The organism is Candidatus Nanopelagicales bacterium, from assembly GCA_028687755.1.
Classification (GTDB): domain Bacteria; phylum Actinomycetota; class Actinomycetes; order S36-B12; family S36-B12; genus UBA11398.
The window spans coordinates 22,632-39,887 of the sequence record JAQTZL010000002.1 but is presented as its reverse complement, the minus strand read 5'-3'; the positions used below and the strand labels follow the sequence as shown (position 1 = coordinate 39,887).

Here is a 17,256-nt window from a genome sequence, read left to right as displayed (position 1 = left end):
ATTAGTCGCGACCAGCAAAAATCGCAAGGAAGCGCAGAATCTCCAAGTACAACCAGATCAAGGTCACCAGAAGACCAAAGGCCATGCGCCAAGATTCGCGCTCAGGAGCACCCATTGCGATGCCTTGCTTGATCGCTTCAAAGTCCAGCATCAAAGTCAGCGCAGCAAGTGCCACACCGACGAGGCAAAGGATCAGACCCAACGTGCCAACGCCGTAGAAGCCCCAGCCATCGCCCAGGCCAAAGATTGCACCGAAGAGTGAAACCAAGCCAATGAGTGCGTAGCTAATGAGCGCAATCATCATCACGCGCATGAACTTGCCCGTGACCTTGACGATTCCCGTTCCGTACAGGAACAGCATCACCGCAAAAGCCGTGAACGTGCCAAGTACAGCCTGTTGAATCAATCCGTAGTACTCAATTGATTCGGCGTAGTCGTTGTAGGCAAAACTGATTGCGCCAAGGAGGTAGCCCTCGAACACTGCATACAACATCACGAGCAGCGGCGAAACCTTCTTCTTGAGTGCATTGGCAAAACCAAGCCCTAAACCTGCAAAGAGTGAAACGAACAGCATCCATGGATTGGCTTCATAGGTGTTCCAGCCAACAATGGCGAACACCACGACTATGGCGAAAATGAAGGTGGTCTTGATGATCACGTCAGCGATCGTGATGCGAGCACCACCGCCTGCAATGACCTGGTCAAATTGCTGATCTGGGGTGGCGGTGCCACCTGATGCTGTGGCGAGTGCGTTCTGCCCCTCTTGATAGGCAAACCCTGGTTGACCTGGGGTTTCTGGCTTCTCATAGCGAGACAGCACAGGGTTATTTGAGGAATTGAAGCGCGAGTTTTCAGCCATGGAGAAACGGTAAGCGAAGTGTGCCGATTCTCGCAAACCTGAATCCACATGCGTGTCGAAGACTCTGGATCACCATTCAACTACTTGCATGTTTTCCCACAACAATCCGGTTGATTTCTCTTGCACAGTGATCCCTGTGGGATCGATAGTGCGGGTCGCTAACCAGATTGCGGTTGCAGCACCCTCCTCCACGGATAGAGGCGCACTAGGCCCACCCATATCCGTGCGCGAATGGCCCGGGCAGACCGCATCAACAAAGAACCCTCGGCTGCCTAATCCAGTTTCATGGGCCAAGTTTCGAACTAGCGCATTAACACCAGCCTTACTAATGCGATATGGCGCCAAGCCCCCAGCATTCCCAGGTCCAGACATACGGCCAAGGCAAGCTGAAAATATGACTACCCGACCGTCTCGTGCTTTCGCCATTGGAGCTGCCAAGGTGTTTACGGCGCAAAAAACAGAGTCAAGATTGATGGCCATTACTCGACGCCACTCTGAGTTATCTGTTCTCAACGTCTTTGCGTCTCTTGCGCTCATGACACCGTGGGCAAGGATCAGTATTTGCGGAACACCAAAACTTTGTAAAATTTCATCAAAGCAATGTTTTGCAGCGTCAATGTCTTCAAGATCCACTGATCGAAAATCACAATTCAACGCAGCCGCGGCCGCGGCCAAACGATCGTGGTCTTGAGCAACTAATACGACGTTATGTCCCAACCTTCGAAGCGCTCTTGCGCATTCAAAACCAAGTCCTCGAGATCCACCTGTAACTACTGCGAGCGCCATACATCTAAGTGTGGCAACCTACGGCGAAGTTGTCACGATGGGCTCAGATTCAGTAACACATCAACGTACTCAGTGCCCCCAATGGGATTTGAACCCATACTGTGCCGGGTTTAAGCCGGGTGTCTCTGCCGGTTGGACTACAGGGGCGAAGCGGCCTAAGCCTACGGGGGCTCTAGGCCTGCTTACTCGCCACCACCTACTGGTGCCGTCGATGACCGAACAACCAAGCGGGTTGGCAGCACGATGGAATGCGCTTGTGCCTGAACCTCGGAATTCAATTGCACAAGAAGTGCCTCTGCGGCAATGCGGCCCATATCGTGAACTGGCTGTTCAACTGTGGTGAGTTCAAGCAACTCAGACATATCGTGGCCATCGACGCCAATAAGTGAAACATCGCGACCTGGCTGTAGGCCATGGCTGCGAAGTGCACGCATCGCACCAAAGGCCATTTCATCTGACATGCAAAACACTGCTGTTGGCCGTTCGCGCTGAGCCAGAAGTTCGGTCATCGCTTGTTCTCCGCCAGGCGAGGTGAAGTAGCCATGTGCTTCAAAATCCGAATGAATAGGCAGCTTTGCTTCATTCATTGCTTCAACGTATCCACGGTGCCGGTCATACTCGGCGGTGTAATGAGATCTGCCCGCGAAAGAACCTGAAATGAGACCGATGCGCTGATGCCCAAGATTGATCAAATGCTGGGTAGCCATTCGCGCAGCGTGCACATCGTCGATAGTGACACTTGGAACATCGCCAACGGAGACACCGATAAGTGAGGTAGGCATGTCGAGCTTCAGCACATCATTGAGTTGTGGATCATCGGGTGGAATTGCAATCACCAAGGTCCCATCAACACGGCGGCGAAGGCGCGGTGCAGGAGGAAGGCGATGCTGAGCATCAGGATTACTGACTGTCATGAGCAGCAAGTCCATGCCGGCACCTTGCAAGGTTGACTCAACACCTGAAAGAACGGTGGAAAAGAACCAGCGGGCGATATATGGCGTAATCACGGCAACGCTGCCAGTGCGTCCACTTGCCAGCCGCGAAGCACTTGGTGAAATCACATAATCGAGCTCGGCTGCGGCTCGTTCAACTCGAGTACGCGTTTGCTCATCGACGTTGGCTAGGCCACGCAAAGCGCGCGACACTGTCGCTGTTGACACCCCAGCGGCTTGCGCAACATCGCGAATCGTGATGCCCACGTGCCCTCCCCTCGTTGCCGAACTAAAGCGATTACACGCTATGCGAGGTTATGGGTCAAGAACCCGTGCCTGCCAACCTGTAAACGATGCCATCGAGGATGTCATATTCAGAGACTTGGATGGAAACCGGGCTGGTTCTACGGGCCAATTCCCTCAAGACCAGGGCTCCCCCGCCGATCACATCAACCCTGCCCTCGTGCATAAATGGCAGAGCAGCACGCTCGGCTCGGGTCATCTGTAGCAAGGCCGAGGTCAAGGCTTCGACCTGTTCTACATCCAGACTGGAACCGTGGATCACATCGGGCTCATAGGCCTCTAGCCCAAGGGCCATGGCCGAAACTGTGGTGACGGTGCCGGCCACTCCTACGACCGACTTAGCCTGGCTGAAGTCGACCACCTGCGCAGCATCATTGAAGGCTGTCGCGACGTCTAATTCCACGGCCGCAATCTGGGCTGGGGTTGGCGGGTCAGTCACCAGATGGCGTTCTGTCATGCGTACACAGCCCACATTCGTACTGACAGAAGCGGCAATGTGCACGCCATGAGAAACATCGCCCAGTACAAACTCAGTTGATCCGCCGCCAATGTCAACGACGAGAACCGGAGATTCAAGATTCTTTAGGCCACGGACAGCACCGAGAAATGAGAGCTCAGCTTCTTCATTGCCAGTAATGACTTCGGGCGTAACACCAAGGCGCTGATGCACTCCTTGCACAAAGGCAGCGCGATTTTTCACATCGCGACTCGCGGATGTAGCAACAAATCGAACAGATTTCACACCGTAAGCATCGATCAGAGTTTTGTATTCCTCACATGCTGCGAATGTTCGATCTAGCGCAGCTTGTGAGAATTCACCGGTGCTATCAACGCCTTCGCCTAGGCGAACGATGCGCATTTCACGGGCGTGCTCTATGAGCGCGCCATTCGCATCGACATCTGCAATCAATATACGAATGGAATTTGTTCCGCAGTCAATGGCCGCAACCGGGCCGGGCGCGCAAGAATTACCCTTCCAATACTGGCCAACAAGTTCAAGAACTTCATCGCCAAAGGGATTCACTCCTGGTCCAGCCGCTAAGGCGTGACCAGCAAGAACATGCAGACACTTCACGCGGTCGGGCATACCGCCAGCACTAATGCCTGCGATCTCTGCAACATCACCTAACTCTGCACGCTTTGCTAAATAGTGTTCATGTGCTTGGCGATAACGAGTAGCGAGATCTTCGTCTGTGTGCAGTCTGGCTTCCATCTCGCGCATCACACCTTGACTTTCCAGTGTGCCAATGGCTGATGCAAGACGTGGGCAGGTCAGGTAGTACGAAGTGGGAAAGGGTGTGCCATCAGGCAGTCGAGGTTCTGTGCGCACAACGTCTGGTGCGCCGCAGGCACACCGATGCGCAATCTCCACGACACCGCGAGGCACGCGACCGAGCTGACTTTCAATGATGAGCAGATCGTCAGGAAGCAACCTTGGCTCCAGGGGTCAGCACACTCAGGGAGCCAGGTTCCGGGGCGCCGTTATCGGCTTCTTGCAAGGTGCCCCACATCTTGTCTACCCAAGTGCGGTGGGCCGCGGCCTCGGCCAGGGATTCTGCTGCTGGGCGACCATCCGCGCCCAAGGTTGTGTAACCAATTTCGCCAGGGCGAACAAAGTGCAAACGGCGACGAGCCTCAGCCGCAACAAAGGCTGGGTCTTGCCAGCGTTGGGCTTGAATGGTCAGATCGGCAACGCGCTGTTGTGCAGCTTGCACTTGCGCATCAAGGCTTGAAAGTTCAGCCCGCTGAGCCAGCCAGGATTTCACCGGGACGATGAGCGTGAAAATCAGCGCTCCCAGCACAAGAGCCAAGATCAACGCACGGCCTGTTAAGGCAGCACGACGCCGAGGCGCGAGGAGGGGAGCACTCACCTCTCGATCGTCGCAGACTTTGAGAGCAGAATTAGCGAGCGAAACGCGGGAAGGCTGCTGCACCTGCGTAGCGTGCTGCATCGTCAAGCTCTTCTTCGATTCGAAGCAACTGGTTGTACTTCGCAACGCGCTCAGAGCGGGCTGGAGCACCCGTCTTGATCTGCCCACAGTTGGTGGCAACTGCCAAGTCAGCAATGGTGGTGTCTTCAGTTTCACCTGAACGATGGCTCATCATGCAGCGGTAACCATTGGTTTGAGCCAAGGTAACTGCATCAAGGGTTTCGGTAAGCGAACCAATTTGATTCACCTTCACCAGAAGTGCGTTGGCAACGTTTTCCTTGATACCGCGAGCAAGGCGCTCTGGGTTGGTCACGAAGAGATCATCGCCAACCAACTGCACCTTGCTGCCAATTGCTTCGGTGATGTGACGGTAACCAGCCCAGTCATCTTCAGCCAAAGGATCTTCAATCGACACCATTGGGAAGTCAGCAAGAAGGGCTGCGTAGTAGTCCGTCATTTCTTCAGCGGTGCGTGACTTACCTTCGAATTGGTACGCGCCATTCTCGAAGAATTCAGTTGATGCCACGTCAAGTGCCAACGCAACATCCTTGCCAAGCTTCAAACCGGCAAGTTCAACTGCTTGAGCAATGAGCTCAAGTGCTGCACGGTTATTTGGAAGGTCAGGGGCAAAGCCGCCTTCGTCACCAAGACCAGTTGAGTAACCGGCCTTCTTCAACACACTCTTCAATGCGTGATACACCTCAGTGCCTTCACGCAATGCTTCCTTGAAGCTTGCTGCACCAATTGGCGCGATCATGAACTCTTGGATGTCAACGCCAGTGTCAGCATGTGCGCCACCGTTGAGAATGTTCATCATTGGCACTGGGAGTACGTGTGCGTTTGGACCACCGACGTAACGGAACAGCGGCAGCTCTGCTGACTGTGCAGCTGCTCGAGCGGCAGCAAGTGAGACGCCGAGAATTGCATTAGCACCCAAGCGAGACTTATTCGCAGTTCCGTCAAGATCGATCATCACCTGATCGATGAGGCGCTGGTCGTCAGCATCCATGCCAATAATTGCTGGCGCAATTTCATCTTCAATAGCGTCAACAGCTTGTTGCACGCCCTTGCCGCCATAGCGCTTTTCGCCATCGCGACGTTCAGCGGCTTCAAACGCACCGGTGGACGCACCTGATGGCACAGCTGCACGAGCAACAGTGTCGTCTTCCAGAAGAATCTCAACCTCGACCGTGGGGTTACCACGGGAATCAAGAATTTCGCGGGCAATGACTGATTCGATAGAAGCCATGGGCACAGCCTAGAGCAAAGTTTTGACCTTGCTCGTCCGGTCCGCAGTCACTTGGACCTCGATGCGATCGTGCACCCAATCCTTCATCTCTGTTACATGGCTCACCACACCGACAATTCGCCCACCAGAGCGCAAAGCGTCCAACTGTTCGAGCACCAACTGCAGGGATTCCTGGTCCAATGAGCCAAAGCCTTCATCGACAAAAAGGGTCTCCAATTGCGACCCGCCTGCCTCATCGCGCACGACATCAGCCAAGCCCAAGGCCAGGGAAAGCGCCGTATAAAAGGTTTCGCCACCCGAGAGGGATCGTGGATCTCGTGATTGCCCACTCCAGGCATCGCTCACTTTGATCCCTAAACCCGACTGGGCATTTCCTTTCGCAACGTCGTCCAACTCCAATGAGTACTTTCCCCCGCTCATCCGGCTCAAATGAATACTCGCGGCATCAAGAACGGACTCAAAGCGTCGCTGAACTGCATAACTTTGAAGAGTTATACGTCTGAGATTGAACGATGTTTTTCCCGCGGTTACGGCTTCGGCCAAAGCAATTGCAGGCGAAGTGCGGTCAAAAAGTTCCTGGTGCTCACTCATTGCGGTCAACAATTGATTCTTTGGATTGGTGAATAGCGCAGCGGCGTGAAGAACGAGGCCGGATTTTTGTTCAACTGCACTGAGCGCACTCGTCGCCTCTTTGTCCGTGATCGCAACCTGCTCGAGCCAAAATTCAACATCTAAATTCTCATCCAGTGCCGGCAAACCTGCTTTGGCTAAAGCCAATTGCTCATCGGCCTTGCGGAATGCGCCCAGGGCTTCTATGCGATCTTGAGTTGACCGGGACAAATCAGCGGCAGTTGCTGCACTGCCTAAGACCTCGCGATCGGCCTGTTCCTGCTGTTGATGGCTTGCCACTAATTGCTCAAGTTGTGTGGTCAGTTTGGTGATCTCGTTACGCACCTGCTGCATGGATTCATCAATGGTTTCTTCGCGCGTCTTTAACTCCTCAATTTCTTCGCGCAATGCAGGCAATGCATCCGATGCGGTCTTGGTTTGGTTGAGCGCAATTTGAGCCGCCTCAAGGGCCTCAGTGATTGACTCGGAAGTTTCGCCCATCACTGAGCCGCGTAGCTCTGCAACGTTAACAACCAATGCTTGCTCATCAGTTGCCACCTTCGCAGATTGCGCCTTTGCTGCATCCAATTGCTCCTGAAGAGTTTCCAAAGATATTCGCAATTCTTCAATGGATTCATCACTGACAGGCTCACCGCTGAACACAGCAGGGTTTGGATGTTCGTGGGATCCACACACAGGGCAACGTTGATCATCGTTAAGGGCGCTAGCGAGAAATGCGGCTCGGTCATGCAACTGCTGACGCAAGAGCGCATCCAGCTCGGAACGGGAATCGAGTAATCCCTGCTCAAGTTGGCCTACTTGTTCATGAGCATTCACTGCATCACGTGCAATACCGGCGAGTTCGAGTTCAAGTATCTCGAGTTTCTTCAGGGATGCCGCCTTCCCCTGAAGGATGAGTACGTCGCTTTCTCGCTGATTAACCATTGCAGCAAGAACCTCATACGCAGCAATTGTTTGCTCTAACCGCGAACGCTCTGCTGGTGCATTCTGCGTTAATTCCGAGAATTCCTTCAACTTTGATTGCTGAACATCGATCTGGTCATTCAATTCTTGTACCTGAGTTATCCAGGTTTCGAGATTGAGTTCGCGTTCCAGAATCGGTTCAAGTCGTGCGAGCAATTGAATGAGTTCTTCTTGCTCTGATTGTGCATCCTCGCGAGTGAAGTGGTCTTGGATCGTTTCCAGTTTTTCTAGTGCCGCCGCGCACGCTTGAGTTGCCGCAATGACAGCGAGCACACCTGCCTGGTATTCATTGGCTCTCTGCGCCTGAACTTGTGCTTCTGTGGCTTTCTTCTTTGCAACAGCAAGTTCCTTTTTTAGTTGCTTATTGCGCGTAGCGAGCCATTCCTCGATGCGCACAAGGCATCCACCCATGATTTCAGTTGTCGGGGTGCCGCTCATGAGCAATTCGGTTGCCTCAATCAACTCTGGATCGAGAGACAAATCACCTAAGGCCCCCATGATTTGTTGAATTGCATTAGCGACAGCGAGATCCGCAGCGCTTCGCTGCCCTTTGGCCAAGGCGCCTTGGCTATCCAAATCGTCTTGAAGCTGCTTATAAAACACATCCCCGAGCAGTGGGCCCAACGCCGCAAAACGCTCTGACGGTTTCATTCTTAAGAGTTCCGCAAATTCTCCCTGAGGGAGCACCACAAGCTGTCGGAATTGCTGCGCATTCATCCCAAGCAGTTGATTGATGTGGATGCCAATTTCATGAGCTGTAGTCAACTCTGCTGTAACTGAGCCATCCTGTGCCATTTCGCGAAGGAGTTGAGTAGCTGCAGCATCCGTTGTTCCTTCACCACTCTTCTTGGCCCGCTGGTATCTCGGCGTACGTTTCAGCCAAACTTTTCGACCGCCGACGGAAAATTCAATCGCGACTTCGCTTGGTTCTTGTGGCAACGAAAAGGCACTGCGCAAACGTGAACTATCGGCTTCCCTACCTGAAACATCGCCATAGAGTGCAAACACGATCGCGTCGATGATCGTGGTTTTGCCTGCACCTGTGGGTCCATCAATCAGGAAGATTCCGGACTGACCTAAGGAATCGAAATCAATGATCTGTCGATCTCGAAAAGGGCCGATGCCTTCAAACTCAAGTGTGTGAACGCGCACGTTACTTCACCGCACTTTGGCGAACGCGCTCCACAGCCTCTTCGATGAGCGCTGCTTCTTTTTCATTGGGTTCACTGCCAGATACATATTCAATAAAGGCGTGTGTAACCTCGACTGGATTCAACCGAGAAATATCAACTGCTCGGATTGCTGGGTTAATGCCGCCTGAAGCTGGCATGAAATCAAGCTGCAAGGCGTGCGGAAACCGTTCACGCAATCGTTCCATCGGACGTTCAGGGCGCCGTTCATCCGTGATTACCGCGCGAATCCAGTGCTCTTCGACGCCAGTGAACACTTCACTGGTCAATAAATGATCGAGTTGCCCTTGAATAGTGGCCAATGGACGCGGTTGCGGAGTTGAGATCAGGGTGACGTCTATTTCATTTTCAGTGACCTCAAGGAGCACAACTGATTTTTCTTGACCTTCTTCGGAGAATGAATAGGCGATAGGTGACCCCGAGTAACGTGCCTGCATTCCTTCATTCGTTTTCAGCTCCTGAGGCCGGTGCAGATGCCCAAGTGCCACGTAATGAGCTCCGTCAAATACCGAGACCGGAGCATCAGGTACGCCGCCGACGCGTACATCACGCTCGGAATCACTTGCAACGCCACCCGTAACAAAAGCATGTGCAACAACCACAATTGGGAGATCAGGAATCGCCGCCTGACGAATCCTTCCCATTGCCGCTTTCAATACCGCCGCATGCGTGCGATCGCAATCCAGGCGATCAGCATGGAACATCGGTTCCAGATACGGAATACCGAAAATTTGAACGGACTGGCCCTTAGCCGCAATGACGATTGGTCGATCGACCTCATTGATACTTGCACGCACATGCACATTGGCCGATTCAAGTAACGGCCCAGCAAATCCCAGCCTGGTCGCCGAATCATGATTACCGGGAATCAGTACGACAGCAGTTCGTTTTGCCAACTCAATAAGTACCCACTCAAACAGGGCAATTGATTCAACCGATGGCACTGATCGGTCGTACACGTCGCCACTGATAAGTACGGCGTCAATGTTCCGCTCATCAACTTGCCCTACAAGCCATTCAAGAAATACTCGTTGATGATCGATTAGTGGCACTGAGAACAATGTGCGTCCAAGATGCCAATCAGATGTGTGGAGCAATCGCATCGCTACAACCCAAGCAAGGTGCGCAGATGCCGTGGAGCAGGTGATCCATGCGCGAGCATAAAGTCATGGAGTTCTAGCGGTGACCATTGAGGATGCAGCACCATGAGGTCTGCCGCGATCTCGCTCACCGCGAGGTAACCCACAAAATAGGTAGGTAGCTGACCAGCCGTCAGCAGAGCTCTACGCCATTTTCCAACGGCTTCGCCTTCTTCTTGGAATCCGCGGCGCATCATCAAATCGAGTGCTTCATCTTCTTCTATGTCATGTGTGTGCACGCGCACATCAAGTATGGCGTTGATAATCATTCGTGCTTGCATCTTCAATTGCTGTAACCGCAATGCATATGCAGACCGCTGGTCATCTACTGGAAGATACCCAGAGTTGATCATCAACTCCTCGGCGTAGACCGCCCAGCCTTCGATAAACACACTGCTGCGCCCAAAGGCCCGCACCCGTGTGGCCTTTTCAGCTACCCGGGAATGAGCCAGTTGAAGGACATGCCCAGGGAAGGCTTCATGGATAGTGAGGTCGTGTAACTGCACACCGTTGTACTCACGGAAGAACGAATCAATGCGTTCCGGATCCCAAGATGCTGGCGTTGGTGCAACAGCGACAAATGTTGGTAACACTGTTGTTTCCAATGGTCCCGGTGAATCACAGTATGCAACGGCAACGCCGCGATGGATCTCTGGCATTTCAATCACCTGGACTTCGGTCACTGGAATGGAGACCAGCGGCACTTCTTCAAGAAAGGCGATTGAACGAGCCAGCGCATTCGAAACTTGCTGCAGCACATCGTCATTCGTGACGGGAAATTTCAATGCAACATCATCAAGGGCTCGAGCAACAAGGTTCGGTGCATCGATGGATTCATCGAGATATGAAGCGGCGGCTTGGATCAATGCCTGTTCAGTCTTCATCAGATGTGTATTCGCTGATGCGAGTAGATCCCCAGCTTGGGTATCTGAATCAAGAGCGTGCCATAACAGGGATGAATAGACATGCGCACCTAACCGAGGATCTCGATTAGCGATCGGTAGCTGCTCCTGAAGCCAGTTAATGAAAGTAGTGAGAGATGCTTGCGCGGCCATCACTACTGGTGAATTCGATCCCAATTGCTCTGAAATCTCACCTTGAACAAGTGCCAAAGTTCCATGAAACTGACCGATGGCCGTTTCTACATGTACCCGAGGCATCTCACCAAGTTCAGCTTGTGCATCAGCTAAGAAGCGCGGAATCGCTTCCAGCCGTGCGCTGACGCAGATCAAGCGATCCGAAAGCGGAGCGAAATCACGCGAGAGCAGCAGGTGTAGCCCAGTGCCTGGATTCCACATCATCGGATTCCAGGTCACTGACTTCACTTCGCGAAGTTCAAAAAGCGTTCGGGTAATTGCTGCCCGCAGAATTTCTAAATCAACTTGATCTTCGAGATCTAACTCCAGATCATCAACAGCATCGAGATCGGTTAAAAACTCATCCAAAGTTAACGCCAACGACTCGCGGCCTGCCCGCGTGTAGTCAGGCAGGAACTGATCAAAAGCATGTTCGCCCATGCCCGTGGCTCGAATTGGTTCAGCACTGAGCATCGTGGTCATCACGCTTTGTGCGATCCGATCAAATGTTCGCTTCATGAGGTCAATCCTTCAAGGGAGCGAACTTCAGTGACTCGTCGCCGCGCCGATTGGCGAAGGGCTGCTTCTGAATCCCATTTGCGGTCGCGCATCAGTGACGTGAGCTCTAGTAAGAAATCACCAAGTTGCTCTTCGCTTGAAAGATGTGCGGCAAGCTGCTCAGCGCGCTCGCGTTGAGCGGTCGGGGCAACAACTTCCTTGTAACGCTTTGATCGAGCAATAACTTTCGCCGCATAGAGCAGTGCAGGAAGTTGAGCAGGGATACCGTCGGTGACCGACTCTCGACCTTTTTCTTTAGCCTTACTCTCATGCCAATTCAGATTGGCATCTGGGTTGTCGCCTTCTAGGAATACATGTGGGTGTCGACGAATGAGCTTTTCTACGATGCCTTGGGCAACATCTTCAATATTCCATGGATCGATGGGGTCTTCTTGCGCGATGCGTGAATGAAAGACAACCTGAAGTAGAACATCGCCCAGTTCTTCGCGCAGCCCGGCACGATCTGCTAACTCAATAGCCTCAACTGTTTCGTAAGTTTCTTCAACTAGATATTCAAGTAATGACTCATGCGTTTGCTCAGCATCCCACGCGCACCCGCCCGGTGAACGCAACTGATCCATGACGGCAACAAGTTGAAGTAAATAACTTTCAGTACTCACAACGCTCCCCTCTCACTGTGGGTTCAGGCAGCTTGCGTTTAGGTGGCTTCGATTCTTGAACTACTGCGCAGGAAGCACAGTTGAAAGATCGGATGAATCAGCGCCCAGCTGCAGGTTTTGTGAATCCCAGGTTCCAAAACGTGGGTTCACTTCTGGATTCACCGCCTTGCTTTTGGCAACAACTGCGGCAACAAGTGCAGCAGTTGCTTGTTCTGGCGTTGCGTTTGGAGCAACCGCCTTGGCTACCTTTTGCGCAGTTAACGCGAAACGAATGCGTTCTGAAATCTGACTTGGGGCCACTGATTGCTTGAGGTACGCGGCTTCAAGTGCTTCTTCGCTGCCTGCCGACTTCACTTCAGCTGCATGCTCGCGATCAATCTCACCCTGAGTCACCGCAACATTGTTATCGGCCGCAACTTGATCAAGCAGATTCATCACTACAAGCCAGTTCAAGGTGTTCTTTACCAATTGGGGGTCGGACTTGTCTGTCGCAAAACCTTGTGCGACGAGTACTTCACTGACATTGGAATTAAGTGAAGCCTCGGTGACCTGGCTTTCACCTACAACTGCGGCATCGCCAGCTGAGCCTGTGCAGGCAGTCAGCGCGAGACCTAGCGCAAGGACTGCTGCAGGAATGAGGGCGCGGCGTGCAGTGGTCATGAATTGCTCTCCATCAGTTCAGGTGTCACGGGCAGCGAAGCATGAATGAACTCCGTTACCCAATCAAGCAGGTCGTTCCCAACAACCGGCGCGCCACCCACCAGGGAGGTCGTCGGCCTCGGTACCACGATCGTATTGACTGCAGCCTTGATCAGCGTGCGTGGGTACAGCCGCGTCAGGCGCATCTGGGCAGATTCGGGCAGATTGACGGGCTGGAATCGGATCCCTGGGCCAGTAGCCACAATTTCGGTCAATCCAGCTCGACGAGCCAAGACCCTCAGCCGAGCAACTGCCAGCAGAGTCTCCACCGGAGCGGGCACTGGTCCGTACCTGTCGGTGAGCTCGGCATAGACCTCGTCCACCGCACCTTCAGTTGAGGCATCCGCCAATCGCTTATAAGCCTCGAGTCGCAAACGTTCATGCGGGATGTACTCATGTGGAATATGGGCTTCAACAGGAAGCTCCACTTTCATTTCCGCATGGGTTTCACCCTCGTCACCCTTGAATTCAGCAAGCGCCTCGCCCACCAGACGCACATAGAGGTCAAAACCCACATCAGCGATATGGCCACTTTGCTCACCGCCCAGAAGGTTGCCGGCTCCGCGAATTTCCAAATCTTTCATTGCAATCTGCATGCCCGAACCTAAGTCAGTGTGCTGAGCAATCGTGGCAAGGCGTTCATGCGCAGTTTCAGTCAGTGGCTTTTCAGGGTTGTACAAGAAATACGCGTAGGCACGCTCGCGACCACGACCCACTCGCCCACGCAATTGATGCAACTGCGACAGCCCGAACATGTCGGCACGATCCACAATCAAGGTGTTTGCGTTGGCAATATCGATTCCCGACTCAACAATTGTGGTGCACACCAGTACATCAACGTTTTTTTCCCAGAAGTCAACGATCACGCTTTCAAGAGCTTGCTCGCCCATTTGCCCGTGGGCGATAGCAATGCGCGCTTCAGGAACAAGATCACGCAACCGTGAAGCAACACGCTCAATAGATTCAACACGGTTGTGGACAAAGAAGACTTGACCATCGCGAAGCAACTCTCGACGAATTGCTGCGCCAATCTGCTTGTCTTCATAAGGCCCGACAAAAGTCAGCACTGGATGGCGTTCTTCAGGTGGCGTTTGAATCACAGACATCTCGCGAATACCCGTGACAGCCATTTCTAGGGTGCGCGGAATTGGCGTGGCTGACATTGCCAGCACATCAACGTTGGTGCGTAGTGCCTTCAAATGCTCTTTATGTTCAACACCAAAACGCTGCTCTTCGTCGAGGATCACTAAACCAAGATCCTTGAAGCGCACATCAGGTGTTAGTAGGCGATGCGTGCCAATCACCACATCAACAGATCCTTCAGCAACACCAGCCAACACTGCTTTGGCTTCTTTATCGGTGTTGAAGCGTGAGAGTGAACCGATCTTGATCGGGAATGAGCCATAGCGTTCAGCAAAGGTTGAGGCGTGCTGCTGCACGAGCAGCGTGGTGGGCACAAGCACCGCAACTTGCTTGCCATCTTGAACAGCCTTGAAGGCTGCGCGCACTGCGATTTCAGTCTTGCCGTAGCCAACGTCGCCACAAATCAAGCGATCCATCGGAATGGTGCTTTCCATATCGCGCTTGACTTCATCGATGCACATCATTTGGTCAGGCGTTTCAACATAAGCGAAGGCATCTTCAAGCTCATGTTGCCAAGGTGTGTCTGGACCAAAGGCGTAGCCCTTGGTTGCTTTACGCGCGGCATAGAGCTTGATGAGTTCGCCAGCAATTTCTTTGACTGCTTTGCGTGCTTTGCCTTTAGCCTTCTGCCAATCAGCACCGCCGAGACGATGCACACTTGGCATTTCGCCACCAACATATTTCGTCACAAGATCCAACTGATCCGTTGGGACGAACAATCGATCAGCAGGTTGGCCGCGCTTGCTTGCTGCATATTCCAATACCAAGTATTCGCGCGTTGCGCCCGCGATATCTCGCTGCACCATTTCTACATAGCGCCCAACACCATGCTGTTCATGCACAACAAAGTCGCCAGTTTTCAAAGTCAGCGGATCAATTGCACGCTTTCGACGTGAAGGAAGCTTGCGCATGTCTTTCGTGGACGCTCGTTGCCCAAGGAGATCGCGTTCAGTAATCACCGCTAGTGCACATTCATTCAACACAAAACCGTGTTCAATAGATCCCACGGCAACAGTCACCACGCCTGCGCGCGGCGCTTCGTTCAATGACTCGACAAAGGCCGTAGGTACTCCCTCATTTCTGAGTGACTCCGCTAAACGCTCAGCGGATCCATGGCCCTCACTGACCAACACCACGGCGCGGTTATCCGCTGCCCAAGCGCGCATGTGTTCAATCGCCTGCGCAATGTCACCGCGATATGCATCAATTCCAATCGCATCAACCGCCACACCTGCATTGGGATCAATGCTTTCATCTGCGTACAGTGGATTAAGTTCACACCACGGTAAACCGCGTGCCTCACACTGATCTTTGACTTCTTCAAGCGAAAAGAAATTCGATCCTGAAAGATCAATCGGTGCTTTATTGCCGACAGATGCGTTGTGCCATGAAGCAGCAAGGAACTCGTCTGCAGTTCGGGTGAGGTCATAAGCACGCGTACGTACGCGTTCTGGATCAATAACCAGCACCGACGTTTCCTTTGGCAAGAAGGATACGAGTGGGTCGACGGATTGGACCAGCACGGGAATGAGCGCTTCCATGCCCTCGACCGGAATGCCTTCGGCAAGTTTTGCGCAGATCTCTTCCACGACGGGATTTTCAGCTGCAAGTTTCGCAGCACGGGCACGCACTTCCGGAGTAAGTAACAGTTCTCGAACAGCTGGCGCAAATAAACCATCAGGAACATTTTCAAGTGAGCGCTGATCAGTAACCGTGAAGGAACGAATCTCTTCAACAGCGTCGCCCCAGAATTCAACGCGCAATGGATGCTCGGCATTCGGTGGAAACACATCCAAGATGCCGCCACGCACAGCGATTTGGCCTCTGCGTTCGACAAGGTCTAGACGCTCATAACCCAGTTCAACTAGGCGATTGACTAACTGCGATAGGTCGTAGGTGTCGCCAACTCGCAAACGCACCGGTTCAATCTCGCCAAGACCTCCCGCAATTGGTTGGACAACGGCGCGCACTGAGGCCACCAAAACATCGATCGGCTGCAGCAGTGCATCGTTGACATCAGGGTGAGCCAGGCGACGAATCACACTGACGCGCCGACCAATGGTGTCTGACGATGGCGAGAGCCGTTCATGCGGCAAGGTCTCCCACGAAGGCAGCACCGCGATGCGCAGGCTCGGGCAATAACTATGAACTGCTGATGCAAGGTCTTCAGCCTCTTGCCCAGTCGCGGTTACCACTAGCAGTTGCCGCCCGGAGCCAAGCTCCGTTGGTGCTGCAAGTAAAGAGGTGATCAGTGACTGCACTGCCCTCGGTGACGCAATTCGTCCACCGGAGAATGCCTGATCGCGGGCAACCCGAAATGAATCGGCTTTCCCTACGACATCAAGCAATCCGCTGAGGTTCACCCTCGTGCCGCCTCCGCAAGCGCATCGCGCGCCAGATCGACAATCAATGGATGCGCAACCATGAGGTTTTGAACCCAAGGCGGCATGTGGTTGAACTCAATTTCTTCGCCGTCAATGTGCCCCGGAATAAATCCGTAGTGACGAGCAACGCCATACGGGGCGGCAACATCCCACTCATAAAAGCCGCTCTCATGGACGTACAACTCAGCGCGACCAGAAACCAGCTCATTTACCTTCGCGCCCACAGAACCAACATCGATCAGTTCGCAACCATGCTCGCTAATGCCGGCGGCTTTCATCTTCGCTCCCAGAATTTCCAAAGCCGGGCCAAGGAATACGGGTGGACGTGTGCGTGATGCCACTACACGCACTGGTCGATCTGTTGGGAAGGCTGGTGCACTTGGAACTTTGTCGCCCATCGATCGTGCAAGCTTTTGTGCCGGAAGGTCCACAGTGCACGCAGAAAGCCTCTTTAGTTTCGGCTCCCACAGAGCAACATGCACTGCGAAGTCGATGCGGCCCTGACCGTACTCCCAGGTTCCATCAAGTGGATCAACAATCCACAGTCGATCCGCATCAAGACGATCTGCGTTGTCCGCGCCTTCTTCGCTCAAGAGTGCGTCAGCGGGACGATGCGTTGCCAGCTCTTTGGCCAACAGCTCATGTGCAAGTCGATCGCCCTGCTTGCGCAATTGCGTGGCCTTTTCTTTATCCCAGGTTGTGGGATCTCCATAGGATTCACGCAATTCAAGTAACAACTGGCCAGCAAGTTTGGCGATATGACTCGAGAGTTCTTGATCTGTGCGGGTGGACAT

At 53.2% G+C, this 17,256-nt stretch carries 13 protein-coding genes and 1 tRNA gene; all 14 read right to left on the bottom strand.

What is annotated here, in order from left to right; translation table 11 throughout:
• Position 1 precedes the first annotated feature (1 nt).
• Entirely contained in the window at positions 2-859 is an 858-nt protein-coding gene (locus PHN51_03265; protein ID MDD2817798.1) for a Bax inhibitor-1/YccA family protein, read from the bottom strand.
• A 69-nt stretch (positions 860-928) separates the two neighbouring features.
• Complete coding sequence (locus PHN51_03260) at positions 929-1,645, bottom strand: SDR family NAD(P)-dependent oxidoreductase (protein MDD2817797.1); 717 nt, start codon at positions 1,643-1,645, stop codon at positions 929-931.
• Positions 1,646-1,718: 73 nt separating this feature from the next.
• A tRNA-Leu gene (locus PHN51_03255) sits at positions 1,719-1,792 on the bottom strand.
• Positions 1,793-1,827: 35 nt separating this feature from the next.
• Positions 1,828-2,844 carry a LacI family DNA-binding transcriptional regulator gene (locus PHN51_03250; GenBank protein ID MDD2817796.1) on the bottom strand — a complete coding sequence of 339 codons (1,017 nt, stop codon included), beginning with the start codon at positions 2,842-2,844 and terminating at the stop codon, positions 1,828-1,830.
• Positions 2,845-2,899: 55 nt separating this feature from the next.
• Positions 2,900-4,312: a DUF501 domain-containing protein gene (locus PHN51_03245; protein MDD2817795.1), complete on the bottom strand. Its 1,413-nt coding sequence runs from the start codon at positions 4,310-4,312 to the stop codon at positions 2,900-2,902.
• Positions 4,302-4,751, bottom strand: a complete 450-nt coding sequence (locus tag PHN51_03240) for a septum formation initiator family protein (GenBank protein ID MDD2817794.1) — start codon at positions 4,749-4,751, stop codon at positions 4,302-4,304. The genes PHN51_03245 and PHN51_03240 overlap by 11 nt, the downstream gene beginning before the upstream one ends.
• 31 nt (positions 4,752-4,782) lie before the next feature.
• Entirely contained in the window at positions 4,783-6,060 is a 1,278-nt protein-coding gene (gene eno, locus PHN51_03235) for a phosphopyruvate hydratase (GenBank protein ID MDD2817793.1), read from the bottom strand.
• Between the two features lie 9 nt (positions 6,061-6,069).
• Positions 6,070-8,805, bottom strand: coding sequence for an SMC family ATPase (locus PHN51_03230; GenBank protein ID MDD2817792.1), 2,736 nt, complete (start codon positions 8,803-8,805; stop codon positions 6,070-6,072).
• A 1-nt stretch (position 8,806) separates the two neighbouring features.
• The gene (locus tag PHN51_03225) at positions 8,807-9,946 is read right to left on the bottom strand and encodes an exonuclease SbcCD subunit D (GenBank protein MDD2817791.1); all 1,140 of its coding nucleotides are present in this window, start codon (positions 9,944-9,946) and stop codon (positions 8,807-8,809) included.
• A 2-nt stretch (positions 9,947-9,948) separates the two neighbouring features.
• Positions 9,949-11,577 carry a DUF885 domain-containing protein gene (locus PHN51_03220; GenBank protein MDD2817790.1) on the bottom strand — a complete coding sequence of 543 codons (1,629 nt, stop codon included), beginning with the start codon at positions 11,575-11,577 and terminating at the stop codon, positions 9,949-9,951.
• The gene (locus PHN51_03215) at positions 11,574-12,236 is read right to left on the bottom strand and encodes a MazG family protein (GenBank protein ID MDD2817789.1); all 663 of its coding nucleotides are present in this window, start codon (positions 12,234-12,236) and stop codon (positions 11,574-11,576) included. The genes PHN51_03220 and PHN51_03215 overlap by 4 nt, the downstream gene beginning before the upstream one ends.
• 60 nt (positions 12,237-12,296) lie before the next feature.
• Entirely contained in the window at positions 12,297-12,896 is a 600-nt protein-coding gene (locus PHN51_03210; GenBank protein ID MDD2817788.1) for a SurA N-terminal domain-containing protein, read from the bottom strand.
• Complete coding sequence (gene mfd / locus PHN51_03205; protein ID MDD2817787.1) at positions 12,893-16,441, bottom strand: transcription-repair coupling factor; 3,549 nt, start codon at positions 16,439-16,441, stop codon at positions 12,893-12,895. Before mfd ends, PHN51_03210 begins: the two co-directional genes overlap by 4 nt.
• On the bottom strand, positions 16,438-17,256 hold the full coding sequence (locus tag PHN51_03200; protein MDD2817786.1) for a hypothetical protein: 819 nt from the start codon (positions 17,254-17,256) through the stop codon (positions 16,438-16,440). Before PHN51_03200 ends, mfd begins: the two co-directional genes overlap by 4 nt.

Bases quoted from the DNA above. Each gene is read 5' to 3' on its own strand.
- PHN51_03260 (MDD2817797.1), bottom strand. From the start codon at position 1,645: ATGGCGCTCGCAGTAGTTACAGGTGGATCTCGAGGACTTGGTTTTGAA.
- PHN51_03210 (MDD2817788.1), bottom strand. From the start codon at position 12,896: ATGACCACTGCACGCCGCGCCCTCATTCCTGCAGCAGTCCTTGCGCTA.
- PHN51_03265 (MDD2817798.1), bottom strand. From the start codon at position 859: ATGGCTGAAAACTCGCGCTTCAATTCCTCAAATAACCCTGTGCTGTCT.
- PHN51_03200 (MDD2817786.1), bottom strand. From the start codon at position 17,256: ATGTCCACCCGCACAGATCAAGAACTCTCGAGTCATATCGCCAAACTT.
- PHN51_03225 (MDD2817791.1), bottom strand. From the start codon at position 9,946: ATGCGATTGCTCCACACATCTGATTGGCATCTTGGACGCACATTGTTC.
- eno (MDD2817793.1), bottom strand. From the start codon at position 6,060: ATGGCTTCTATCGAATCAGTCATTGCCCGCGAAATTCTTGATTCCCGT.
- PHN51_03220 (MDD2817790.1), bottom strand. From the start codon at position 11,577: ATGAAGCGAACATTTGATCGGATCGCACAAAGCGTGATGACCACGATG.